The organism is Nocardia grenadensis (assembly GCF_050942415.1).
GTDB lineage: Bacteria > Actinomycetota > Actinomycetes > Mycobacteriales > Mycobacteriaceae > Nocardia > Nocardia grenadensis.
On the sequence record NZ_CP192054.1, the window covers coordinates 4,319,652 to 4,344,483 of the forward strand.

General features: G+C 69.0%; 20 protein-coding genes. 7 read left to right on the plus strand and 13 right to left on the minus strand.

Going from position 1 to position 24,832, the window contains the following annotated elements; all coding sequences use genetic code 11:
- Positions 1 to 4: 4 nt before the first annotated feature.
- Complete coding sequence (aspS, locus tag ACQPYS_RS19670) at positions 5 to 1,828, minus strand: aspartate--tRNA ligase (protein ID WP_433490423.1); 1,824 nt, start codon at positions 1,826 to 1,828, stop codon at positions 5 to 7.
- A 145-nt stretch (positions 1,829 to 1,973) separates the two neighbouring features.
- Here aspS and ypfJ point away from each other — a divergent pair, with 145 nt between their 5' ends.
- On the plus strand, positions 1,974 to 2,900 hold the full coding sequence (gene ypfJ / locus ACQPYS_RS19675; RefSeq protein ID WP_433490424.1) for a KPN_02809 family neutral zinc metallopeptidase: 927 nt from the start codon (positions 1,974 to 1,976) through the stop codon (positions 2,898 to 2,900).
- An 18-nt stretch (positions 2,901 to 2,918) separates the two neighbouring features.
- Here ypfJ and ACQPYS_RS19680 read toward each other — a convergent pair whose 3' ends face one another.
- The gene (locus tag ACQPYS_RS19680) at positions 2,919 to 4,532 is read right to left on the minus strand and encodes a hypothetical protein (protein ID WP_433490425.1); all 1,614 of its coding nucleotides are present in this window, start codon (positions 4,530 to 4,532) and stop codon (positions 2,919 to 2,921) included.
- Positions 4,529 to 4,846, minus strand: coding sequence for a type VII secretion target (locus tag ACQPYS_RS19685; protein ID WP_063040005.1), 318 nt, complete (start codon positions 4,844 to 4,846; stop codon positions 4,529 to 4,531). Before ACQPYS_RS19685 ends, ACQPYS_RS19680 begins: the two co-directional genes overlap by 4 nt.
- Before the next feature lie 200 nt (positions 4,847 to 5,046).
- On the opposite strand from ACQPYS_RS19685, the gene ACQPYS_RS19690 reads away from it, so the two are divergent.
- The 4 genes from ACQPYS_RS19690 to ACQPYS_RS19705 all read left to right on the plus strand — a co-directional run bounded on the left by ACQPYS_RS19690 (position 5,047) and on the right by ACQPYS_RS19705 (position 10,563).
- Positions 5,047 to 6,048, plus strand: a complete 1,002-nt coding sequence (locus tag ACQPYS_RS19690) for an NAD-dependent epimerase/dehydratase family protein (RefSeq protein WP_431939640.1) — start codon at positions 5,047 to 5,049, stop codon at positions 6,046 to 6,048.
- Between the two features lie 31 nt (positions 6,049 to 6,079).
- Entirely contained in the window at positions 6,080 to 7,096 is a 1,017-nt protein-coding gene (locus tag ACQPYS_RS19695; RefSeq protein ID WP_433490426.1) for an Rv2578c family radical SAM protein, read from the plus strand.
- A 420-nt stretch (positions 7,097 to 7,516) separates the two neighbouring features.
- Complete coding sequence (locus tag ACQPYS_RS19700) at positions 7,517 to 9,478, plus strand: 2-oxoacid:acceptor oxidoreductase subunit alpha (RefSeq protein WP_433490427.1); 1,962 nt, start codon at positions 7,517 to 7,519, stop codon at positions 9,476 to 9,478.
- Positions 9,475 to 10,563, plus strand: coding sequence for a 2-oxoacid:ferredoxin oxidoreductase subunit beta (locus tag ACQPYS_RS19705; protein ID WP_433490428.1), 1,089 nt, complete (start codon positions 9,475 to 9,477; stop codon positions 10,561 to 10,563). Before ACQPYS_RS19700 ends, ACQPYS_RS19705 begins: the two co-directional genes overlap by 4 nt.
- A 16-nt stretch (positions 10,564 to 10,579) precedes the next feature.
- On the opposite strand, the gene ACQPYS_RS19710 is transcribed toward ACQPYS_RS19705, so the two are convergent.
- Complete coding sequence (locus ACQPYS_RS19710; protein ID WP_431939643.1) at positions 10,580 to 11,224, minus strand: hypothetical protein; 645 nt, start codon at positions 11,222 to 11,224, stop codon at positions 10,580 to 10,582.
- 163 nt (positions 11,225 to 11,387) lie between these two features.
- Positions 11,388 to 12,650: a histidine--tRNA ligase gene (gene hisS / locus ACQPYS_RS19715; RefSeq protein WP_431939644.1), complete on the minus strand. Its 1,263-nt coding sequence runs from the start codon at positions 12,648 to 12,650 to the stop codon at positions 11,388 to 11,390.
- 192 nt (positions 12,651 to 12,842) lie between these two features.
- Here hisS and ACQPYS_RS19720 point away from each other — a divergent pair, with 192 nt between their 5' ends.
- Positions 12,843 to 13,730: a peptidylprolyl isomerase gene (locus ACQPYS_RS19720; protein WP_433490429.1), complete on the plus strand. Its 888-nt coding sequence runs from the start codon at positions 12,843 to 12,845 to the stop codon at positions 13,728 to 13,730.
- 323 nt (positions 13,731 to 14,053) lie between these two features.
- Positions 14,054 to 14,647: a hypothetical protein gene (locus tag ACQPYS_RS19725; protein WP_063040019.1), complete on the plus strand. Its 594-nt coding sequence runs from the start codon at positions 14,054 to 14,056 to the stop codon at positions 14,645 to 14,647.
- A gap of 78 nt (positions 14,648 to 14,725) precedes the next feature.
- On the opposite strand, the gene ACQPYS_RS19730 is transcribed toward ACQPYS_RS19725, so the two are convergent.
- The 8 genes from ACQPYS_RS19730 to ACQPYS_RS19765 form a co-directional block, all read right to left on the minus strand.
- Positions 14,726 to 15,157: a DUF4913 domain-containing protein gene (locus ACQPYS_RS19730; RefSeq protein ID WP_245664716.1), complete on the minus strand. Its 432-nt coding sequence runs from the start codon at positions 15,155 to 15,157 to the stop codon at positions 14,726 to 14,728.
- Positions 15,154 to 17,103, minus strand: coding sequence for a type IV secretory system conjugative DNA transfer family protein (locus tag ACQPYS_RS19735; RefSeq protein WP_431939645.1), 1,950 nt, complete (start codon positions 17,101 to 17,103; stop codon positions 15,154 to 15,156). Before ACQPYS_RS19735 ends, ACQPYS_RS19730 begins: the two co-directional genes overlap by 4 nt.
- Before the next feature lie 28 nt (positions 17,104 to 17,131).
- The gene (locus tag ACQPYS_RS19740; protein ID WP_431939646.1) at positions 17,132 to 17,737 is read right to left on the minus strand and encodes a hypothetical protein; all 606 of its coding nucleotides are present in this window, start codon (positions 17,735 to 17,737) and stop codon (positions 17,132 to 17,134) included.
- A complete protein-coding gene (locus tag ACQPYS_RS19745; protein ID WP_431939799.1) occupies positions 17,734 to 19,359 on the minus strand; it encodes a peptidoglycan DD-metalloendopeptidase family protein in 1,626 nt (541 codons plus the stop codon). The genes ACQPYS_RS19740 and ACQPYS_RS19745 overlap by 4 nt, the downstream gene beginning before the upstream one ends.
- A 67-nt stretch (positions 19,360 to 19,426) precedes the next feature.
- Positions 19,427 to 19,735 carry a transposase gene (locus tag ACQPYS_RS19750; RefSeq protein WP_063040026.1) on the minus strand — a complete coding sequence of 103 codons (309 nt, stop codon included), beginning with the start codon at positions 19,733 to 19,735 and terminating at the stop codon, positions 19,427 to 19,429.
- On the minus strand, positions 19,732 to 21,771 hold the full coding sequence (locus ACQPYS_RS19755; RefSeq protein ID WP_431939647.1) for a hypothetical protein: 2,040 nt from the start codon (positions 21,769 to 21,771) through the stop codon (positions 19,732 to 19,734). The genes ACQPYS_RS19750 and ACQPYS_RS19755 overlap by 4 nt, the downstream gene beginning before the upstream one ends.
- A gap of 7 nt (positions 21,772 to 21,778) precedes the next feature.
- Positions 21,779 to 23,269: an SCO6880 family protein gene (locus tag ACQPYS_RS19760; protein ID WP_063040030.1), complete on the minus strand. Its 1,491-nt coding sequence runs from the start codon at positions 23,267 to 23,269 to the stop codon at positions 21,779 to 21,781.
- Positions 23,266 to 24,828: a hypothetical protein gene (locus ACQPYS_RS19765; protein ID WP_157107390.1), complete on the minus strand. Its 1,563-nt coding sequence runs from the start codon at positions 24,826 to 24,828 to the stop codon at positions 23,266 to 23,268. Before ACQPYS_RS19765 ends, ACQPYS_RS19760 begins: the two co-directional genes overlap by 4 nt.
- Between the last annotated feature and the right edge of the window lie 4 nt (positions 24,829 to 24,832).

The window sequence follows — 24,832 nt, forward strand, 5'->3', positions numbered from 1 at the left end:
CGCCCTAGGCGCCGCCGGCCGGAGCCGCGGCGTGCACCGCGCCGTTGCTCTCCGCCCCCTTCTCCTTGACCTGGGGTGCGGCGTCGAGACCGGCTTCCTTGCGCTGCAGCGCGGTGATCGGCGCCGGCGCGTCGGTGAGCGGGTCGACACCGCCGCCGGTCTTCGGGAAGGCGATCACCTCGCGGATGGAATCGAGGCCGGCCAGCAGTGCGACGATGCGATCCCAGCCGAAGGCGATACCGCCGTGCGGCGGGGCGCCGAAGGCGAACGCGTCCAGCAGGAAGCCGAATTTCTCCTGCGCTTCGGCTTCACTGATGCCCATCACCCCGAACACGCGCTCCTGCACGTCCTTGCGATGGATACGGATACTGCCGCCGCCGATCTCGTTACCGTTGCAGACGATGTCGTAGGCGTAGGCGAGCGCGGCGCCGGGATCGGTGTCGAAGGTGTCCAGCGATTCCGGCTTCGGCGAGGTGAACGCGTGGTGCACCGCCGTCCACGCCGAATGGCCGAGCGCGACATCTCCGCTCGCGGTGGCGTCGGCGACCGGTTCGAACAGCGGGGCGTCCACGATCCAGACGAACGACCAGGCGTTCTCGTCTATCAGCCCCACCCGGTGGGCGATCTCGGAGCGGGCCGCACCCAGCAGCGCCCGCTGCGCCTTAACCGGACCCGCGGCGAAGAACACGCAATCTCCCGGTTCGGCGCCGACGTGCGCGGCCAGGCCGGCGCGTTCCTCCTCGGTCAGGTTCTTGGCCACCGGTCCGGTGAGGGTCCCGTCCTCGCCCACCAGTACATAGGCCAGGCCCTTGGCGCCGCGCTGTTTGGCCCAGTCCTGCCAGGCGTCGAGCTGCCGCCGCGGCTGGCTCGCACCACCCGGCATGACGACCGCACCGACATAGGGCGCCTGGAACACCCGGAACGGGGTGTTCGCGAAGTAGTCGGTGCACTCGGTGATCTCGACCCCGAAGCGGAGGTCCGGTTTATCGCTGCCGAACCGCCGCATCGCCTCGGCGTAGGTCATATGCGGGATCGGCGTGGGGATCCGGTACCCGACGAGGTCCCACAGCGCCACCAGGATGTCCTCGGCCAGCAGGATGACATCCTCCTGCCGGACGAAGCTCATCTCCAGGTCGAGCTGGGTGAACTCGGGCTGGCGGTCGGCGCGGAAATCCTCGTCGCGGTAGCAGCGCGCGATCTGGAAGTAGCGTTCGATACCGCCCACCATGAGCAACTGCTTGAACAGCTGTGGGCTCTGCGGCAGGGCGTAGAAGTTACCGGGCTGCAGCCGGGCGGGCACCAGGAAGTCGCGGGCGCCCTCGGGGGTCGACCGGGTGAGCGTCGGAGTTTCGACCTCGACGAACTCGTGCCGGGCCAGCACCGCGCGGGCGGCGGCGTTGACCTTGGACCGCAGCCGGATGGCATGGGCGGGACCCTCGCGGCGCAGATCCAGGTAGCGGTACCGGAGCCGGGCCTCCTCGCCGGGCTGTTCGTCGAGCTGGAACGGCAGCGGCGCGCTCTCGTTGAGGACTTCGAGTTCTTTGACATCAACCTCTACCGCGCCGGTCGGGAGTTCCGGGTTCTCGTTACCCGCGGGCCGCTGTTCCACCACGCCGACGATCCGCACACAGTATTCCGCCCGCAGCCGGTGCGCCTGCTCCGCCGCCGGACCTTCGCGGAACACGGCCTGCGCCACCCCGGACGCGTCGCGCAGATCGATGAAGATCACGCCACCGTGGTCCCGCCGCCGTGCCACCCAACCGGAGAGGGTAACGGTCTGACCGGCCTGTTCACTTCGCAATGAACCGGCCAAGTGGGTGCGCAGCACGGTATTCCTTTCGACGGTCGGAGCACACCGGGACGGCCTCCGGATGCGGTTGCCATCGTAGTGGGCCGCGCCGAGCGGACGTAAACGGATATATTGCGAGCACCCGAGCACGCTGCGGTGAACACGTTCACAGACGGGATCAGCCATGACCTTCAACGAGGGATCACAGATCGACCCCGGTCGCGCCTCATCGGGCCCGGGCCCGGGCCGGGGCGGGAAAATCGCCCTCGGTGGTGGCGCCGGCGGCCTGATCGTCCTGGTGCTGGCCCTGCTGCTGGGCGGGGACCCGGGATCGATGCTGGGCCAGTTCACCGGGGTCGAGGATGCGCAGCAGGGCACCGGGGAGACCGCCGGAACTCCCGAGCACTGCCGCACCGGCGCCGATGCCAACAAGTACGTGGACTGCCGGGTGGTGCTCACCGCACAGAGCCTGGACTCGGTCTGGTCGGCGGAACTGCCCGGACAGACCGGTGTCGCCTACGCCGAACCCGCTATCCGCCTGTTCACCGGAGGCATTTCCACCGGCTGCGGGTACGCGAGCAGTGCAGTGGGCCCGTTCTACTGCCCCGGCGACCGGACCGCCTATTTCGATGTCGGTTTCTTCCAGGAGCTGGTGGAACGGTTCGGGGCGAGCGGTGGGCCGCTGGCCCAGGAGTACGTGGTGGCGCATGAGGTGGGCCACCACATCCAGAACCTGCTCGGCGATATCGGCCGCGCGCAACAGGATCCCCGGGGCCCGGAGTCCGGCGCGGTGCGCACCGAACTGCAGGCCGATTGCTACGGGGGTCTCTGGGCCCACTACGCGGACAAGACGCCCGCGCCGGGGTCGGATACACCGCTGCTGATGCCGCTGGCCGATACCGATATCCAGGATGCTCTGTCGGCCGCCTCCGCGGTCGGTGACGACCGGATCCAGGAAGCCGCGACGGGCCGGGTGAACCCGGAGGCGTGGACACACGGCGCCTCCGACCAGCGCCAGAAGTGGTTCCTCACCGGATACCGCACCGGCGAGGTGGCGGCCTGCGACACCTATTCTGCCGGCGATCTGAGCAACCCGGCGAGCCTGCGCTGACCCGCCGGGACGGCCGGCTCAGAACTGGTTGTCGTAGCCCGCGTCCGCATCGGCGTCCACCGCGCCGATGACCTCCGGCGCGGATTCACCGAGCGGTCCGGTGAGGTCGTCGTTACCGGTGGGACTCCGGTAGGGATCGACCGTGCGGGAGTGTTCGTCGTCATTGTTGCGCTGCCCCGCGGCGCCGCCCGGTGACCCCATGAACGAACTGGACGCGGGCGTGGTGGCGGCGGAAGGCATACCCGTCACCGGCACACCGGGGCGGACCACACCCGTCAGCGGCGTCTGGCTCGCCCCGGGCAGCCCGGGTAGCGACGGCGAACCGGGCGTACCCGGTGTCCCGCCGGGCGAACCGGTGGACAGCCCCGGGCTTCCCGTGGTGAGTCCGGGGCTGCCGGGCGTGGTGCTCGGGCTCCCGGAGTGCAGGCCGGCCAGGGTGGTGGCGGCCGGGTCGTCGCCGGTGCCCAGTGCCGATTCGAGTGCCGAGGTGTCGGAGGCCATGCTCTGCGCCTGCTGCATGATCGGCTCGCCGACACTCTGCGCCACATTCTGCGCGACCTCGGCAGCCTTCTGCCCGTCCACACCGAGCAGGTTCTGCACCATTCCGCCCAGTTCCGCCGTCTTCCCGGCGAGATCGCCGCGGGTGGCGTTGGCCACGATCACGGCCTGCCCCAGATGCTCGGTCGCCGAGGCGATGAGGGCGGTCTGGGCGGGCGGCGTCATGACCACCGGGGCGAGTGCGACCGCCTGCCCCAGGAACGAGGTGGCGATGGTGTTGAGCTGCGCGTTGCCCTGCTGGACAACCGCGGCGGCGGCCTGGGTGAGGGCGGCGATATCGATACCGCGCCGACTGGTCTGCAGCCCGGAGTCGTTGGCCTCCTGCCCGGCGGTCTGCGCGGTCTGCGCGGCGTCGCTCTCCCAGACCTGTCCCATGGCGGTCAGGCTGCTCTTGCCCACGCTCATGGCGACCTCGATGATCTGGGAGGACTGGCTCAGGATCGCGGTGGGATCCAGGGCGCCGATGACCCCGGTGCCGAAACTGCTCAGCAGGTCACGGATCGGCTGGAACAGCACATCGATACCGGGCAGGGCGGGTAGGGCGGCGCCACCGAGCAACGCTCCCACCGGATCGGCGGGCAATGCCGGGGCGGCCGCCGCCGGTGTGGCTCCGGCCGCGGCGGCGGCACCGGCGGGGGCGCTCCCGCCGGTGGCCGTGTTCAGCACCTGCCCCAGCACGCCCTCGGCGGTCTCCAGCACCGGCGCCGCGGCCTCGTTGACGACTCCCAGCAGCTCGTTCGCCCGGGCGGAGGCCTCCGTGGCGGCACCGGAAAGGATGTCCTGCACTCCGGACGCCTCCCCGCCCGCACCGGACAGCCCCGGCAGACCCACCGCGGGTACGCCGGTCTGTGCCGCATCGTCGGAGATTCGCCGGGAGAGCACGAATTCCGGTGCGTCGACGGGCTGCTCGCCCTCGGGCAGCCGAGCGAGCGGAATATCCTGAACGGCGGCAGCCGGGTCGGGCGCGACAGCCGGCACAGCCGTTTCCGGAACATTCACGGGGACGTCCGGGGCCGCCTGCCGGAGCTCGGGGGCGATCAGGCCCGCGGAGGCGGTGGTGTCGAGCGGTTTCACAGGCCGCCCCCGGCCGCGCCCAGCACACCGGCCGTACCGTCGTCGGTGGCGTCGTAGTTGAAGGCGGAGGTGAAGGCGGCCTCCGAGAGCTTCTGGTATTTGGCCGACAGATCGTTGATATCGCGCGCCTGCAACACCTGGGCGGCGGCGAACATGGCCAGATAGTCGGCACCGATCAAACCGAAAACCGGTGTGAGGGCGGCGACATTGGCCACGGCGTCGATATTGCCGGCCGCCGCGATCTCGGTCCCGATTCCGGAATTCGTGATTCCGAACGCTCGCAGCGCTTCGGTCGCTACCGAGAGATCACTCATCGGGCTCCCCCCTGATTCTTCGTGAACATCATTGTGGTCACCGTGTGGAACGTGTCGTATGCCGCAACGACGCACACCCCTTGCGGCACCGAATGGTTGCCGCCCGAATATAGCCCACTCGACCTGCCGCACACGAGACACGACGGCCGCGCTAAACTAGAACCTGTTGCAAATTAGAACGAGTTCTATATTCTCGTCCCATGAAGGTCGCAGTGACCGGCGCAGCCGGCTACCTGGGTACGAATCTGCTCCCGCTGCTCGCCGAGCGGGGTGACGAGATCGTCGCCATCGACCGGGTGGCGCCTCGGCAACCCGGTGCGGCGAACATCTCCTGGGTGAGCGCCGACGTCCTGGACCCCGAATCCATGCGGGCCGCGCTCGACGGCGTCGAGATCGTCTATCACCTGGTCGCGGTAATCACCCTCGCCGACAAACACGATATGGCCTGGCGGGTGAACACCGAGGGCGTGCGCGTGGTCGCCGAGGCCGCCCATGCGGCCGGAGTACGGCGGTTCGTGCACGCCAGCTCGATCCACGCCTTCGATCAGTACAGCTGCGGCGGCGATATCGACGAGACGACACTGCGGTCCACCGACGCGGGCCTGCCCGTATACGACCGCTCCAAATGGGCCGGCGAGATCGCCCTGCGCACGGTGGTCGACGCCGGTCTGGACGCGGTGATCTGCAATCCCACCGGCGTTTTCGGCCCGGCCGATCACGGCAGCCCGCTGTCGCGTATCAACCGCTCGCTGCGCGACGCCGCGCGCGGCCGCATCCCGGCCATGATCGACGGCGGTTTCGACCTGGTGGACGTCCGCGATGTCGCGCGCGGCCTCGTCCTGGCCGGTCAGCACGGCCGGACCGGGGAGAACTATCTGATCGGCGGCGAGATGATCTCCATGCTCGATCTGTGCCGGATGGCCGCCCGGCACGGCGGGAAGAAAGGGCCGCGCTTCTCCATCTCCCCGAAACTCGTTTCGGGCCTCATTCCCGTGATGGAGCCGATCGGTAAGCGGCTGGGCACCGATATCGTCTCCAAGGCCGCGCTCGGCGCGCTGGTTTCGGCGCCGCTGGTCGACCACGGCAAGGCCGGCCGGGAACTCGGCTACCGACCACGCCCCATCGATGACACGGTACGTGACCTGGTCGCGTTCTTCGCCGACCCGCACGCCCCACTGCCGGATTTCACCCCGACTGCTTGACAGCGCATAGAACGCGTGTTCGACTGGTCCGGTGCGGTGGCAGAACCAAACCCTGGACGCCGACGACGGCGCGCTGCCCGGACTGGACCGGGCCGGATTCGCCCGCACCGTACAGACTCCCGAATTCGACGGCATCACCTTCCATGAAGTGCTCTGCAAGAGTGCGCTGAACAAGGTCCCCGACGAATCGAATCTGCCGTTCCGGTGGACGGTCAATCCGATGCGCGGTTGTTCGCACGCCTGCCGCTACTGTTTCGCGCGCGGGTCGCACGAATACCTGGATCTCGACGCCGGAACGGATTTCGATACCCAGATCGTCGTAAAGACCAATATCGCCGCCGTGCTGCGGCGCGAGCTCACCCGCCGGTCCTGGCACCGCGAGAAAGTGGCGCTCGGCACCAACACCGATCCCTACCAGCGCGCGGAGGGCCGGTATCGGCTGATGCCCGGAATCATCCGCGCGCTCACCGATTCCGGGACGCCGTTCTCCCTCCTCACCAAGGGAACCCTGCTGCACCGGGATCTGCCGCTGCTGACACTGGCCGCGCGGGAGGTGCCGGTGCATATCGGTATCTCGCTGGCCCTACTGGAACCCGAGCTGCATCGCGGATTGGAACCGGGCACCCCGTCGCCGCGCGCCCGGCTGGACCTGGTGCGCGCCTGCAGCGACGCGGGTTTCGCGGTGAACGTCATGGTGGCGCCGGTGATCCCGTACCTCACCGACGGCCGGTCCCAACTCGACGAACTGTTCGGTGAGCTGGCCGCGGCCGGTGCGGCGTCGGCGGTCGTGCTGCCGCTGCACCTGCGCGGCAGCACCCGGGGCTGGTTCCTGGGCTGGCTGGCCGAACACCATCCGGCACTGCTGCGCCGCTACCGCCAGCTGTACCGGCGCGGCGCGATGGTCGCCCCCGAATACGCCGGCTGGTTGCGCGAACGTATCGATCCGCTCCTGGAGCGCCACCGCCTACTCCCCGAACGCGAAGCCGAACCCCGCATTCCTCCCCCGGCCGAGCCCCGGACGGCCCCCCAGCTCGAGCTCTTCGCCTGACCGGGCCCGGTGCCGCGTCTCCCGGCCACTGCGGGTGGGCGAGTGCGGTCACGTCGTGGGGCACAACCTGCCGATACACCGGATAGACCGGCCTTCGAACACGCCGACGTACCGTTCGAACGTGCGCGTGCCGCGGACGAGGTCGGTGATCCGCAGCGGTATCGACCGGCCTCTCCGGGCGGAGAAGCAGCCCATGCCCGGGAGGCGGGCTCCTCCGATGGGCCGCATACGGCGGGGCCCAGGTCGTAGCACCTCCCGCCTCGGCGCATCTACCCTGGTGGTATCAGACAAGCACGACGCAGGAACACCTCGTTCCGCTTCCGCCGCCGACCCGGCCGTACGCTTTTCCGGCGCGGCGACCCCGCGCCGGGGTAGGTTGGCGACCGGCAGCTCATTTCGACGAGGAAGTGAAGCACGCATATGGTTTCGCACCACGACAACATCGGCCGCCCCGAGACCGAATCCCCCGGGAACGATTCCGGCACAGCGGTATTGGACCGTGTCGTCATCCGCTTCGCGGGCGACTCGGGCGACGGTATGCAGCTCACCGGCGACCGGTTCACCCATGAGGCGGCGGCCTTCGGCAACGATCTGGCCACCCAGCCCAACTTCCCGGCCGAGATCCGGGCACCGCAGGGGACGCTGCCGGGTGTGTCGTCGTTCCAGATCCAGATCGCCGACCACGATATCCTCACCGCCGGCGATCAGCCGGATGTACTGGTCGCGATGAACCCGGCGGCGTTGAAGGCCGATCTGGGCGAGTTACCGCGCGGCGGCACCGTCATCGTCAACACCGACGAGTTCACCAAACGCAGCCTCACCAAGGTCGGGTACACGACCGATCCGCTGGCCGACGACAGCCTCGGCGAGTTCGTGGTCCACCGGGTACCGATGACCTCGCTCACGCTGGCCGCCACCGAGTCCACCGGGGTCGGCAAGAAGGACGGCCAGCGTGCCAAGAACATGTTCGCGCTGGGTCTGCTGTCCTGGATGTACGGGCGCCCCATCGGCGGTACCGAGAAGTTCCTGCGGGAGAAGTTCGCCGCGAAACCGGATATCGCCGAGGCCAATATTCTCGCCTTCCGGGCGGGCTGGAACTACGGCGAGACCACCGAGGCCTTCGCCACCACCTACAGCGTCGCCCCGGCGGTCCTGCCCACCGGCACCTACCGGCAGATCACCGGTAATACGGCGCTGGCGTACGGCCTGATCACGGCCGGTTCGCTGGCGGGCCTGCCCGTGTTCCTGGGGACCTATCCGATCACCCCGGCCTCCGATATCCTGCACGAGCTGAGCAAACACAAGAACTTCGGCGTCACCACCTTCCAGGCCGAGGACGAGATCGCCGGGATCGGTGCCGCGCTGGGCGCATCCCTCGGTGGCGCACTGGGGGTCACCAGTACTTCGGGTCCCGGCCTGGCACTCGAGAGCGAGACCATCGGTCTGGCCGTGATGACCGAACTTCCGCTGGTGATCATCGATGTGCAGCGCGGCGGCCCGTCCACCGGGCTGCCCACCAAAACCGAGCAGGCCGACCTGCTGCAGGCGCTGTACGGACGAAACGGCGAGTCGCCGGTAGCCGTGCTGGCGCCACGCTCACCCGCCGACTGTTTCGCCATCGCGGTGGAAGCCGCGCGGATCGCCCTCACCTACCGAACGCCGGTGCTGTTGCTGTCCGACGGTTCGATCGCCAACGGTTCCGAACCGTGGGCCATCCCGTCGGTCACCGACCTCGATCCCATCGACCCGGGCTTCGAGACCGACGCGGAGGGCGAGTTCCGGCCCTATGCCCGTGATCCGGAAACCCTGGCGCGTTCGCTGGCGGTCCCGGGCGCGGCGGGCCGGGCCCATCGGATCGGGGGTCTGGAGAAGGCCGACGGTAGCGGCGATATCTCCTACGATCCGGCCAATCACGATCTGATGGTGCGGTTGCGGCAGGCCAAGATCGATGGGATCACCGTGCCGCCCGCCGAGGCGGACGACCCCGACGGTGCGGCCGAGGTCCTGGTGGTCGGCTGGGGCAGCTCCTACGGACCGATCGGTGAGGCGTGCCGGCGGGTGCGGCGCCGGGGCGGCCGAGTGGCCCAGCTGCATCTGCGGCATCTCAACCCGCTGCCGCCCGGTCTGGGTGAGATTCTGCGCCGGTACCCCACAGTGGTCGCCCCGGAGATGAACGGCGGCCAGCTGGCCATGCTGCTGCGCGCGAAGTACCTGGTGGACGTCCAACCGTGGACCAAGGTCGCCGGTACGGCGTTCGCCGCCCAGGAACTGGTGGACGTCATCGACGCGGCACTGGCCGGCACCCTGGCCGGACTCGAGCACGACAAGGCCCGCGCCGCACGGGCCCGGGCCACGTATCGCACGGACGGGGGCGCATCATGACCATTATCGAAACATCGCTGACCAGCACCGAGCTGGGACTCACACCGGTCTCCGGGCTGTCCGGGGTGCCGACAGCCGACGGCCCGCAGAAGGCCAAGGACTACACCTCCGACCAGGAGGTGCGCTGGTGCCCCGGCTGCGGCGACTACGTCATCCTCGCCACCGTGCGCGGTTTCCTCGCCGACCTCGGCCTGCGCCGGGAGAATTTGATGTTCGTCTCCGGAATCGGCTGTTCGAGCCGCTTCCCCTACTACCTCGACGCCTACGGTATCCACTCCATCCACGGCCGCGCGCCGGCCATCGCCACCGGTCTGGCGGTGACCCGCCCGGATCTTTCGGTCTGGGTCGTCACCGGCGACGGTGATGCCCTCTCCATCGGCGGCAACCATCTGATCCATGCGCTGCGCCGTAACGTCAATATGACGATCCTGCTGTTCAACAATCGGATCTACGGCCTGACGAAAGGCCAGTACTCCCCCACCTCGGAACCGGGCAAGGTGACCAAATCGACCCCGATGGGTTCGGTGGACCACCCGTTCAACACCCTATCGGTCGCCCTGGGCGCCGAAGCGACCTTCGCCGCCCGCGCCCTGGACTCCGACCGCACCGGCCTGAACGAGGTGCTGCGCGCCGCGGCCGCACACCGCGGCACCTCCTTCGTGGAGATTCTGCAGGACTGCCCGATCTTCAACGACGGATCCTTCGACGTGCTGCGCCGCGGGGACAGCGAATCCCGGCTGATCCGCCTGCGCCACGGGGAACCGCTACGGTTCGGCGCCGACGGTGAATACGCCGTGGTGCGCAGAGGTTTCGGTCTCGCCGTGGTGCCGTCGGCGAATGTGCCCGAGGACGAGATCGTGGTGCACGACGCGGATACCGACGATCCCGAGTACGCTTACGCGCTGTCCCGGCTCTCCGATCAGGACCTGGACCATGTGGTCACGGGAGTTTTCCGGGCGGTGGACCGGCCCACCTACGACGACGGCGTCCGGGCCCAGACCGCGGCGGCGCGGGAACGGTTCCCGGTGGCCGGCGATTCGCTGCAGAACCTGCTCACCGGTTCCGAGACCTGGACGGTGGGCTGAGCGCACCAGGCCGCGCTCAGTACAGGGTCGCGATCTCCTGGTCGGTGAGCACGATGGGAGCGACGTAGTCCTTGGCCCGGGTCAGCCTCACCGCCCGGTACAGCGGCCGCTGCGGCAGCGGTGCGTCGCGGGCCTCGGCGCGGAGCTGATGGACGAGTAGGTCGGCGACCGCCAGTCCCGCGGGCAGTGCACTGCGCGTCAAGGCGTCCGCCAGCCGCCGCAGTCCCAGCAGGTGCAGCTCGCGGCCGCTGCCGGCGTCGGTGTACATGGCCAGCGGGACAATCTGCCGGTCGGGACCGGCGGTGAGACGCAGTACCAGGCGGCTGAGCCGTCCCGGGTACACGAGCAATTCCACGCCGGTGACGGCCGCGATATCGAGTGACCGGGTACCCAGCAGGGTGCGGGCCTCGACGACGGCCCCGTGCAGCGACAACCGCCGCCGCTGGACTGCCACGACATATCCGACAGCCGGTACCGCCACGACCAATGCCGCCACCAACCCCACCGGCGGGCCGAACAGCAATCCGGCGAGTACGCCTGCCCCGAGAGCGAGCGCGACCGCGACCAGCGCCAGCCGCCGCAGCACCGGGCCATAGACCTCGGGGGCGACAAGGTCCAGCCCGATTCGCTGGTCGGGGTCGGGTGGGGGTGCATCGGTCACGGCGCGCATTTCGGTCCGGGAACAGGGTCCACCGGACAGTACTACGAGCCTTCGGACCGCGCGTATTGCACAATCGCTCGGTTCCGGCGACCGGTGTTCCGCCGGACGATTCCCTCCGGGGCGGGTGCCGGAGCTCGCTCCGGCCCCGTGGCGGCCGATCGGACTACCGCGTGGTCAGCGTGGCGACGATCGCGTCGAGGGCGATCTGCCGCTGGTCCCCGGTCCGCATATCCTTCAGTCCGATGGTCCCCTCGGCCAGATCGCGATCGCCCAGGATCAGGGTGGACTGCGCCCCCGACCGGTCCGCGGCCTTCATGGCGCCCTTCACCCCGCGGTCGCCGTAGACCAGATCCACCCGGACCCCCGCGGCGCGCAGTTCACCGGCCAGCACCACCATGCGCTGTTTCGCCGCCTCGCCGAGTGGGACACCGAACACCTCACAGCGGGCCGGATCACCCGCCGTGACGCCCTCGGCGGCCAGCGCCAGGATCGTGCGGTCGACGCCGAGACCGAAGCCGATCCCGGACAGTGCCTGCCCGCCCAGCTCGGCCATGAGTCCGTCGTAGCGGCCGCCGCCACCGATCCCGGACTGGGCACCCAGGCCGTCGTGCACGAATTCGAAGGTCGTTTTCGTGTAGTAGTCCAACCCGCGCACCATGCGCGGATTCAGGACATAGGGCACACCGAGCGCGTCGAGGTGCGCGAGCACCTGGTCGAAGTGGGTTTTCGCGGATTCGGACAGGTGGTCGATCATGAGCGGCGCCGTCGCGGTCATCTCCCGGACCTCGGGCCGCTTGTCGTCGAGCACGCGCAGTGGGTTGATCTCGGCGCGGCGCCGGGTCTCGGCATCGAGGTCCAGTCCGAACAGGAACTCCTGCAGCCGCTCGCGGTACTGCGGGCGGCAGGTCTCGTCACCGAGCGAGGTGATCTCCAACCGGAACCCGCTCAGGCCCAGGCTGCGGAATCCGGCATCGGCGATCGCGATGACCTCGGCATCCAGGGCGGGATCGTCTACGCCGATGGCCTCCACACCGACCTGCTGCAACTGCCGGTACCGGCCCTTCTGCGGCCGCTCGTAGCGGAAGAAAGGGCCGGCGTAGCTCAGCTTGACCGGTAGCTGGCCGCGGTCCAGGCCGTGCTCGATCACCGCACGCATCACCCCGGCGGTGCCCTCGGGGCGGAGAGTGACGCTGCGTTCGCTGCGATCGGAGAAGGTGAACATCTCCTTGCTCACCACATCGGTGGACTCGCCGACACCCCGGGCGAACAGTTCGGTGTCCTCGAAGACCGGCAGCTCGATATGCCCGTACCCGGCGAGTCGGGCGGCCCGGAGCAGACCGTCGCGTACCGCGACGAACTCGGCCGAACCGGGCGGAACGTAATCCGGCACCCCCTTCGGGGCGGAGAAGCTGCTGGTCTTGGTCACGGTGAACCAGTTTCCCCCACCCGCCCCGGTCGAGTCCAACCGGTTCCGCCTTACCCGCGCCCCGAGGCGGCCGGTCCGGTCGATATCCGGGTGCCGGGCGCCGAAGATGGCAGACTCTAGTGCCGGAAGCAACAGACCAGCCGCGACCGGCCGGGCCTGCCGGCCCGGCCGCCGCACGGGAGGAACGTGGTAGTGCCCAGCAACGAACAACGCCGAGCGGCGGCGAAACGCAAGCTGGAACGACAGCTCGCCAACCGGGCCGAACGCGCGCGCAAGCGTAAACAACTGACCATCGCCGGATCGGCGCTCGGGGTCGTCGTGGTGATCGCCGCGGTGACCGGGGTGTACTTTCTGACCCGCGGCGGCGAGAGCGCCGATACGGCCTCCAATGCCTCGCAGACCCCGGATGCCTCGCTGTCGAGCACACCGGGCGCGGCCCCGCCACCGCCCGCCGCCGCCAAACCGGCCAGCGTGAACTGCACCTACCGGGACAGCGCGGAACCCGCCTCCAAGCCGGTGGAGAAGCCGCGCGCGGAGGGTATCCAGACCGGTGACGGCAACTCCTCACTGAGCATCAGCGTGGACACCAACCAGGGACCGCTGGGGCTGACGCTGAACAACGCCGAGTCGCCGTGCACGGTGAACAGCTTCGCCAGCCTGGCCGGCCAGGGCTATTTCGACGGCACCGACTGCCACCGGCTCACCCAGGGTGAAGGTCTGAAGGTGCTGCAGTGCGGTGACCCGACCGGCACCGGCACCGGCGGCCCGGGGTACGAATTCGACAACGAGTACCCCACCGATCAGTTCGCGCCGAACGATCCGGCATTGCAGCAGCCGATCAGTTACGGACGCGGCGTGCTGGCCATGGCCAATGCCGGACCGGGCACCAACGGCAGCCAGTTCTTCATCGTGTACGGCGATTCGATGCTCCCGCCGAACTACACGATCTTCGGCACCGTGGACGAGGGCGGCCTGGCCACCTTGGACAAGATCGCCGGTCAGGGCCAGGACGAATCCAACGGTCCCGGCGACGGTAAACCCACGCAGCCGGTCACGCTGAAGTCGGTGCGAATCGACTGATTCCGGCGGCCCCGGCGCCGGGCGCGTTCCGCTCACCTCGGTTTCCGGCGATATATGCTGGTCGGCGCAACGTTGCGAAGACTGAGCCCCCATTTCTCGGGTAATCTCGAAAAAGGGAGTGCGCGTGACCAAGTCGTGTTCTCCGGCCGCAGTTCCGGGCCGGGGCACCGCTCGCGAGTTCTCCCGGTACTCACGTCGCGCCGGGCGTACCTTCGCCGGGCGGTTCCGCGGGCCGGCCGGTGGATCCCGATCCGCCGGCACGGTCCGTTACGCCGGAGCACCACAACATCCAATAGTGCACACCGCAGTATCGGGGAGCAGCCATGTCCGAGGAACTGGACGACATCGGCCGGGAAACCGCGGCCATGATGAAGACGATGTTGCAGATCGCGACATTGGTCGCGCTCAAGGCCCGGGAACGCGGCCAGCGTGAAGCCGAGATGCGGGTCAAGATGACCGAGGCCCGGGTGAAAGAGGCCCGGGAGCTGCAGATCCGGGAGGCGCGCGACGCCAAGGCCAAGGATCCGCGCAACCTCGCCCTGGCCCAGACCATTTCACGGTCGGTCGCGGAGGTCGGGCCACCGGGTACCTCGGTACCGCACCGGGAAACGCCCGGTTATCGGGGCGTCCAACTCGAGAAGGACCGCTTCTCGATGAGTTCGTTCGCCGAGAAATCCGATCAGGTGAGCAGCGCGGCGGACGCGGTGCGCTACGACTCGGTGGAGCGGCGGGCGGCCCTGGCCGCGCATCTGGCCAAGATCGGTGTCGCACCCGAACTGGCCGCGGCCCGGATGCTGGTCGAGGTCGGACAGGCCACCCCGCCGAGCGAGGCGGTACGCAACCGGCCCGATCGGGCGCCGTCGGTGCAACGCGCCCGGGAGCAGGAGCTCGCCCGAGGCCTCGAACGCAGCCGCTAGGCAGGGAGTTCCGGTCGGGATACGGAGAACGCCCGTCCAGCTGGACGGGCGTTCTCGGTATCCGGTGCCGGCGGGTCGTCAGCTCTTGACTTCGCTACCGGCCGGCCGGGCGGGCACCTCGGTCTCCTCGGTGCTGTCGAACGGATCGCTGAACATTCCATCGGGTGGAGCCGTCAGCGGCAGAGGCACCAGCATGTCTTTGTGCCCGTTGCGCACACTGCAATATTTGAACGGGCCCTTCGGGTCGAGGAGTACGGCCATGTGCTGGTCGGCGTGGTCGAGGAACCAAACGCTCATACCGGTGGCGCCGTCCTGCCGCAGATGCTCCCAGGCCCGCCACATCGCGTCCAGGCGCGCGATGGCCTCCGTATGCTTCCACCACTCGGGGCACCACACGGTATCGCTGAGATCGCTGACCTGCCGGCGGTAGACGACGCTGAGGTAGTTCTCGACGAACTCCACCACGTTCTTGTAGGTCGGTATCTGCTGCTCTCGCGAAATCTCGGTCACAGCGGTCGAACCTCCTGCCTCTCTCCCGGCCCGTTCTCCGGACCCGGTGGTGTTCCGCCCGGACCGTTATCCGGTTCCGTCTGTGCGCCCGCCGGCTTCTTGTCCAAGATCGTCGGCGCGCCCGCCGGGCCGTGGTTCGGCTCCGCGGGTTTCTCCTTGACCAGCGCGGGGGAACCGATGAGATCGGTGACCAATGTCTTGCGCTGTGGGTCGTGCTGTTCGATGGACTTCTTCACCGCGGACGCGTAATCGCCCTCCCACCAGGGCACCGTGCGCACCAGCACCGGTGGGGCCCCGGAGGAGAACACGATGGCACGGCCGCGCGGCAGCGTCGCCAGCGCCTGCACGGTGAAGGTCTTGGAGGACCCCAGCGACCGCGAATAGCTCTTACCGCCCTTGGATTCGGAGACCGAGGCGGAAATGGCGGAGTGTTCACCGATGGCCTCGGACCGTTCCCGCAGGAAGTTGGTGTCGTCGACACCGCTGCCGAGCACCTTGATATTGGCCGCCGACCACAGTGCGTTCATTCCATCGTCACCCCAGCACCGAGCGCCCTGCGCCCAGGACTGCAGCACGGTCATGACCACGATGCCGCGCGAGCCGAAGTGGCTGTACTGCTTGGGCAGGTCCTTCCACCGGACCACGTTCGCGGCCTCGTCCAGCACCGCCAGCAGCGGAATCGGCAAGCGTCCGTACGCCGAACGCGACGCCTTGCGCATGGCCACATCGATCACGGCCTCGGTGAGCGCGCTCACCAGCGGGGCCGCCGAACCGCGGCCCTCCAGCGATAGGCTGTAGAGGGTGCCGTTCTTCTCGATGAACTCCAGCTCGTCGAACTGGGCCCGGGCCGGCTCGTGCTTCTCCGGGTCGTGGGGGGTGACCCACTTGTGCACATTGCGCAGTTTCAGGCAGCGCACCATCTTCTTGGCGGTGCCGAAGATACCGCTGCGGGTCCGCGGGTCGGCGTTGTACTGTGCCGCCAGACCGGAGGCGGAGAAATCGTGGCCCGCATCGCGCAGGAACTTGATCGGTTCGATGTTCTGCGGATCGGTCACCCATTCCCAGATCTGGGTGATCGGCTTCTTCGCGATCGCGGCGGCCAGGAAGAGTCCGGCCAGCAGATCCTCGGCTTCCGGATCGAAGAAGGCGTCGTTGCGGGAATCGGAACCGCTGTCGCTGTCGGCGAAATGGCCGGCCAGGCGCGCGGCCCGCATCTCACAGCCGTCGCTGTTCGCGTCCACCCAGGCCAGCGGATTCCAGTACCAGGTGGGCTCTTCAGCGGCCACACCCTGCGGGTCGAAGACGAAGGTGCGGCTGCCCTTGGCCTCGCGGACATCGCGGGTCGCGTCGACCACATCGCGTTTGTTCGAGGTGGCCAGGACCGGGCCGATGGCGGTGAGAATCGCCGGGATGACCCGTGAGGTCGATTTACCCTGCCGCGGGCCCCAGATGTCCAAATGCAGATCCTCATAGGAGCCGTAGAGCATCGTGCCGTCGGCCACGGCGACGCCGATCGGCACCCCGGGTGCGTCGTTGTAGCCGAGCTTGACGCCCATGTTCTGGGCCTTCTCCCGGACGCCGGCCTCGGTCAGGGCGGCGATGGCGCCGCCGTTGCCCATCACGTCGGCCTTGTCGTCCACCGCGAGGCGCCCCACCAGGCGTCTGGCCGTGGCCCGGCGCCGGTACAGCACGAAAAGGGCCAGCGCGAGCAGGACGAGCAGCAGGATCACCGTCGTACCGGTGGGCCAGTGCAACTCACCCTTGACCATCCCGGCGATGATATCGATCGGGTTGACCGGCATGTCCTGCTTCCGCAACGAGAGCATATTGCCCAGATGCAGGGCCACCCAGAGGGTTCCCAGGACGGCGCCGCCGACGTAGATCGCGATGAGGGTCAGATCGGGCCCGATCGCGGCCGGGTCCTTCACCGGTTTCTTCTTGGCCATTACTGCCTCCTGAATGGTGCCTGCCGGGTCACCGGTAGCCGTCCAGACGCCAACCCTGCGGCGTACGAACGACGGTCGCGATGACAGTGGACGGCGCCAGGGGTTCCTCGCGGCCGTCCGGATAGACGACGGTCTGCTCGATTCCGATCTTGAATTGCTGCACACCGGGATCCGGCCCGGCCGGCGGCCGGTCGCCGGAGGCGAAGGTGAAGGCCTCCACCCGCGCCCCGGCCGCCGCCCAGTCGCCCCACCGCAGTGAGACCGCCGGCGCGCCGGCGCGGGCGGTCGACGCGTCCAGCACCCGGACCAGACTGGGGCCCAGCCATTTCCGCGCGCGTTTCAGCGAGTCACCCGGAACCTCGGTGGCGGGCTCCCACTGATAGATCTCGCGCAGGGCCACCACCGCGACCCCATCCGGGGTCACCGGGTCCGGGGCGGGCACGGCCTCGAGCCGCCGGGGGGTAGAGGTGGCCACGGTGCCACCCGATCCCACGTCCTCGCCACTGCCGCCGCATCCGCTCAGTACCGTGATGCCCAGCATCAGCACCACCACCAGTCCCGCACCAGCACTCGTCTTCTCGTTCCAGGCTAACCGCCCGGACCTCGGAAACGGCGCCGATCCGCGCGTGTTCACAGCACCCTCCTCGTCCGGGCGTCGCCGGGTACGGCGGTTTGGGCCACCCCACCGGGAGAGTCCGCGGTCAGCGCGGGCGCCGCCTGGATCATCTGCCCGTTCCCGCTGTAGATCCCGACCCGCGCGGGTCCGCGCGGGCCGAATTCGCTGAACACCAGATCCCCCGGTTGCGCCTTGGCGACCGGCACCTCGGTCCCGGCCTCCCACTGCTGTTCGGCAGTGCGCGGCAGCGAGACCGCACCGGACGAGGCGGCGAATATCGCCGCCGAGGTCAGGCCCGGCCCGTCGAGCCCGCCGCCGCTGGGCCCCTGCGGGCCACCGCCGCCCCACACGTAGGGCGTGCCCAGCCATTCGTGCGCGGCCTGGACCACCTGGTCACCGGCCGACCCCTCGGTGTCGGGAGTGAAACGGCCCGCGGCTCCCGGATCGCGGTATTCCGCTTCCATGGCCAGGATATTGGTGACGTAGGGCTGCGTTTCGGAGTAGTGCGCGGCCACCTGGTTCGGCATACCGCCGGATGCCAGCACCGCGCCCTCGCCCGCGTTGTAGGCGGCCAGCGTCAACGCCACCACATCGCCCTGCACCCGCCCCTCGCCGAGCCAGCCGGTGATCTTGTGCGCGATCGCGCACATGTACCGGCCCTGCCCGACGATGGCGTCACCGTCGTCCCATACGCTGGCCACCCCGTTACCGTCGGCATCGATCACATACGGCTGACCGTCGTCGGGATTGATACTCGCGGCGGTGCCGGGCAGGAACTGCGCGAGCCCCTGCGCGCCCGCGGGCGAGGTGAGCCCGCGCCGGAAACCGGACTCCTGCCGCCCTTGCGCGGCCAGCAGGGACGGGGTGACCTCGGGGCACAGCGACCCCGCCCGGCGGTACCAGATCTCCAGTTCCGGCGGCACCTTCCCATTCGCCAATGCCCCACCCGGCGTGCCGAAACCGCGCACACAGGCCGGATCGGTGGAATAGGCACGGGCACCACCCAGATCAGGGGTGGGTGCGCCGTCGAGCCAGGGCAGCGGGTCGATCTGCCGGCCGCCCGTGAACCGGCCACCCGGCACGATCTCGAAATGCAGATGGGGCCCGCTGGATTCACCGGCCGATCCCACCGCACCGATATGCTGGCCGGCCTGCACGGTCTGGCCGACCCGCACCAGCACCCCGCTGTCCCACATATGTCCGTACACCGCGGAATACGCGCGCCCGTTGCCCGCGTCGACCGAATCCACGACGATCCAGTTCCCGAAACCGGAGGCCGGTCCCGCGGCCACCACGACTCCGTCGGCCACCGAGAAGATCGGGGTGCCGTCCGGCGCGGCCAGGTCGACACCCTTGTGCCCGCCACCGCGCGAACCGAACACATCCGAGACCGAATAGGTGCCGGCGGCCATCGGCCAACTGCGGCCCAGCGGACCCGCGCCGGCGGCCAGCGAGGGCGTCGCGGTCGCGGTGGGGTTGACGGTGGCACTGTCCGGTATTCCCGTCGCTGCGGCCGCACGCGGGTCGCCGGGTGGGTACCCGCCCAGCGGCGGCAGCGTCGCCCGGCTCGGGTCGATAACCGATCCGCCCTCACACGGGTCGTCCACGGCGGGCATCACGATGACGAGGATGACCGTCATCAGACCGAGTACCAGACCGAGGCAGGTCCACAGCACCGATTTCGCGTTCACCGCGCTCCCGCGGGGTTCACGTCTCGCGCCGGGTTTCGTTGAGGGTGTCGGCCAGGGCGCGGTTCACCTCCGCGGCCGCCGCCAATTGCTGCTGTAACGCGGCGACCTTGCGGCGCAGGGCGGCCGCGTCCATCCGCTCCAGGCTCGGTCCCTCCGCCGCGCGCACCCAGTTGCGTACCGAATTGGTGTGTACCCCGATCTGTTCGGCGACCAACCGGCACGCCTCCGATTCGCTGCGCAGCTTGCCGGTGAGCGCGAGCACCTGTTCCACCGCGGCGGCCCGGACCTCCGGCGAGACCCGGCGATAGGACCGATGCGGCATCATGAATTGCTCCCGCCTACCGGATACGTACTGTCCGGCGCCGCGGCCTGCTCGGCCGCATAGCGCCCCGGATAGGAGGTGAATTCCTCGAAACGCTGGTTGGTGTCGTGGATCCCGCTGAGTTTCTCGGCCGCGGTGAATTCCATATGGAAGGGAATTCCCGGCCGCCGGTCCTCACCGATCTTCAGCAGGAACTTGCCGGTGCCCGGTGGCGACGGTCTGACCTGTCCCGGCCTGAGGGCCTCACCGGTCAGCGCCTGTGGCGCCGACCAGCTGGTCACCATCTCCTCTTCGGCCGCGGTGAACGGCACCGTGCTGTCCAGCCGTTTGATCTCCTCGGCGGGCAGGGCGCCGAAGATCTTGGCGCGGGCCCGTTCCAGGAAACCGAGGGCCTTGGCGATGGCCGCTTCCGAACCCAACGACTGCAGGTCCTTGATGGTGTGACTGATCATGATCAGGGCGGTGGCGATACCGCGCTGCAGACGGGTGAGTTCGTCGACCCGGTCGACCATGAAATCGCCCAGGCCCAGCACCTGCCACAGCTCGTCCATCACGACCTGGAAGTACCGCTGCGGGGCCATCCCCGCGTCGGTGAGCGTATGCGCTGCCTCCACGGCGGCGAATCCGTCGGCCCAGCAGGCCAGCATGACGGCGGCCTTGAGCTTCTTGTCCCCGTTCGGGATATGGGACACGTCGATGCAAACCGCTACCGAATCGGTATCGATCGGTACCGAGGTCTGCCCATTGAACACCGCGCCGAACGGACCCTGGGTGAGGGCCCGCAGCGACCGCCGCAATCCGCGGATCGCCTCGTGGTACTCGGTGGGGCTGTCGGCACCGGCATCGAGCATCATCTCCTCGCCGCCGGCGACAATGACCTCGAGCAGATTCTCCATGATCGGCGGCTGGTCGGGGGTGAATCCGCTGCCCGGCCGGTACAGGATCCGCAGAGCGGTGGAGATCAGTGTCTCCTCGTAATCGCGTACCCGCGCGCCACGCACCAGTTCCACCAGCCCGGCGATCAGTGTCACCTGCCGGGCCCGCAGATCCTGCAGCACCTGCACCTGCAACTCGGGATGCTCCCCCAGCCGCGGCACGATATCGCCGAGCACGCCGCCCGCCAGCGGGTTGAGTTTGCCGTGGCCGTACCCGAGATCGATCACCTGACCGCCGACCAGTTCCACCAACCGCCGATAATCGGGTTTCACATCGGCGAGCACCAGCGGCGTGATGTTCTGCGCGACCCCACCGAGCACGATCCGCCGCACCAGCGACGATTTACCGAAGCCGTTGAGGCCCAGCACGAACAGGCTCGGCGCGGTGATGAAGCTACCGCGCATGAACCAGTTCATCGGATCGAAGCACACCGGAGCCCCGGTGTGCAGATGGGAACCGAGCGGTGTACCGATCAGCGGTGCGCCGGCCCCGACCGACCACGGCCACAGCCCCGCGACCTGCGCGGTGGTGGCCCGGTACTCGACCGGGCGGCCCACCACGTTCATCCGGCCACCGCCGGCCCCGGCGAACCCGCGGTCGGTCAACTGGGCGGTCTGGCGGTCGAATCCGTCCTGGTATTCCTGTTCGGCGCGCGCGGCGTAGTTACGGCGGCGGATATCGTCGGTACGGATCCGGAAGGTGGCCCAGGCGGCCCGGATACCCGCGCCTTCCCGGCTCACCTCCTCGAGCCGCGAGCGGGTGGCCGCGTCGAGCAGCGGCGGGCCCTGTTGCCGGCGCTTCTCGGCCCGCGCCTTCGCCCGGCGGGCCGCCTTGTCGAACTCCGGTGTGCCCATTGCCCGGTCGGCGGCCGTATCGACCCGGTTGCGGCGGGCCCGTTCCCGGGTGCCCGCCGCGCCGTCGCGCCCGGTGCGGGTTCGGCGATCGGCCCGCGAGCGTTCGGGATCGTGCCCTTCGGCGGCGCCGGATCCGCGCCGGCCGTCCCGGATATGCCGTTCGTCGTCCCGGCCGGACCGCGCCCGGTCGCCGGTGGCGACCCGGGTTCTGTCGCGCTCCCGTACGGGTGGCTCGTGCTCGCGTGCCATCAGTCGTTCACCCCGCCAATGCTTTGGGAATGGTCGCGTGCTCGGGCAGGATCACCCCGCAACCGAGCGATGCCGCGAAGGCCGCCGCCTGGTAGCGGTAACAACGGCGGATCTTCAGCCGGGCCTGCGTGGACAGGTCGCGCGTGATCGCCTCGATCCGCGGCAGGTCACCGCGATTCGGCTCGGTGATGGTGACCAGGGCGCCGAACCGCGTGACACCGTGACCGCGCGCCTGCTCCTCCCGGGCCTGCTGGGTCGCGCCGACCCGCAGGGTCGCCGACGCCGACACCACACCCCGTTCGCTCTGCTGGGCGACCAGGGCGTTCTTGAAATCGTCGTCGACGATCTCGGCCGCGTCCGCCGCCGAATGCGGCCGGTACACAATGGCGATTCGTTTCCGCGGCACCTCCGGATTCGGCGCCAGCAGCCGCTGCAGCACCCGCTCGTCCACCGCGCCCTCCGGTGCGGTGTCCATTTCCCAGGTCACCGACCGGCCGCCGTCGTGGATGAGGTGATCCCATTTCTCGTCGTGCGAGACCGGCCCGGCATCGGCCCAGTCCAGGCCGTGGCCCTCGGGCTCGCCCGCGGCCACCTCGAGGTCGGCCTGGGAGGCCGGATCGTAGCTGCGCCGGATGAACGAGATCACCTCGTCGGCCGACATGGGCTGCGCCCGGACCCCGGCTTCGGCGAGCGCGGCGCAGATACCCGGTAGCCGGCGGCCGATCTCGACCGCTTCCTCCGCCGGATTCTTGCGCCGCTCGGCGGTGGTCGCCTTGAAGGTGATGGCGACCCGGGGCAGCAGTTGCACCCGCTCCTGCGGCAATTCGGTGGCCAGCTCGTACATCACCTGCTGTGCCAGATCCGGCGCCTCCGGCCGGGTAATGGTGGAAACCTCGGTGAGCAACCGGTTCCCGGTCTCCGGGACAGTATCGATCACCGGCACCACGGCGACGATATCGCTGGTCTGGCCGACCGAGGCGAGGAAGGTTCCCCAGGCCGACACCCACCGGTCGATCACCGGCTGGTCCACCGCCTCATGACCCTGCGGCCACGCCCGCAGCACCACCGTGTACTGCGCGAACTGCGGCAGGTGGATCATCCCGAAGCTGTAACCGCCGGCGTCGATCCCCTCGTAGAGCTTGGAGGGCGCGAGCAACCCCGGCAGCCGGGTGAAACCACCCGGCACCCGGGAGAACCGGCCGCCGCGGTACACGTGCTCACCGCGGTTACGCGAACGCATCCAGTGGAACATCATCAATCCCGTCTCGTAGCCCGAACGCCCACCGCGCCGCATGACGAGGGGGGCCATGATCACCACACCGACCCCGCCGACGACAGCGCCCCATTGGAAACCGCCGATCATAGCGGTGAGCAGCGCGGTGATCACCACCACGAAGCCGAGCACGGTCTCTTCCCACCGCAGCCCGAAAAGTCCGGCGCTGCGGGGCTTCTGCCACAGACCGTAGGAACGGCGTTCGTAGATTTCGGTGCTCGTCATCGCGGGATGGTGCTCCTACCGAGGTCGGGGGAACGGTTGGTCCAGCGGTCGCCCGCCACATCACCCATGGTCTGGTCCGCGCGGGTCATCCCGGCGGTCGCGGCACGGGTCGCGCCCATTCTGTTGGCCACACGGGACGCACCGGACGGTACACCGCCCGGCGACCCACTCGACCGAGGTCCCTGCCCACCGGCCGGCGCGCCGCCGCCTCCGCCACCCCGCGGCGGGGGCATCGGCCGGGGGGCGCCACCACCGCGGCCGCCGCCGGGCGGCGGCGGACCGGCCGCACCGCCCACATAGCCGGCCCGGCCGGGCGCCGCGGCGCCCTTCGCACCGACCGCCTTGGTACCCATGGCGCCCAGACCGGCTGCCGCGATGAGGGTTCCGCCGGTCGCGGTCAGACCCGAACCGCCGCTGCCGACAATGGCGACCGCCGGCGTCACCAACCGCATCAGCGCGGGCAGGACGAACGCGACACTGCACAGCAGCACGATGGCCACCAGCATGCGCTGGGCTTCCTCCGCCTCGGGTAGTCCGCCCGCCGGGGTCATCCCGTCCACGTGCCCGGCGGTGGTGAACGCGATCATGTAGACGATCGCCGCCACCGGTTTCCACAGCATGAAGGCGATGATCCAGCCGACGAGTTTCTGATACGACTGCTTACCGGTACTCATCCCGGAGGCGGCGGCCGCCAGCGGCAGTACACCGGCCGCGATCACCAGCAGGCCCTGCCGGACGATGGCCAGCACGATCTGGGCCAGCGCCCCGAGCAGGCCGACGATCGCGATGATGAGCACCAGACCGGGTGAGAAGGCCTGCAACTTACTGGTTTTCACCATGAGCTCGGCCATGTTGCGGGCATTGCCGTCGGTGGAGTCCTGGATGATCCATTCGGCGAAACGGTCGGAGGCCACGGTGCCCGCCACGATCACCGCGCCCAGCATCCAGGAACTGAACACCACCCGGGTGAACATCCGGAACGATTCGGCCGCCTCCTGCATCGCGCCGCCGCGTCTGGCCTCGGCCAATCTGAGGCCCGTGATGATGATGGAGGCCATCAACAGCAGTATCTGTATCTGATACGTGTAGTCGTTGATCTTGGTGAACAGCGAACCGGAATCGCTGGCCACCTCGTTGGGCACCTTCATCCAGAAGGTCAACGCCAGGATGATGGCTTCGCCCAGACCGTTCATCAGCGAATCGACCACTTTGCCGAAGGTCGAATCCCACGCCTTGTCCTTGACCGCGGTGGCCGCTTCCCCGGGATGGGTGGCGGCATTACCCGCCTTGCAGACCGCCGAGGCGGCGTCGCCGAGCGAGATCCCGGGGATACCGAGCTCGTCCAGCGCATCGTGTATCTCGTTACAGGTCTCGTCGAACCCGTAGGACTGACCGTAGGCCACCACCGGCGTCGCCATCGACACGGTGAAGATCACCGCGAGGATCGTGACGAGCCGTCTGGCCAGCGATACCCGGTACGAGACCGCGGGAGTTCGCTCCCCGCACCCGGAAGGGCTCTCTTCGCGCACTACCTGAGCTTCCACATTTCGTCCCAACATCGGA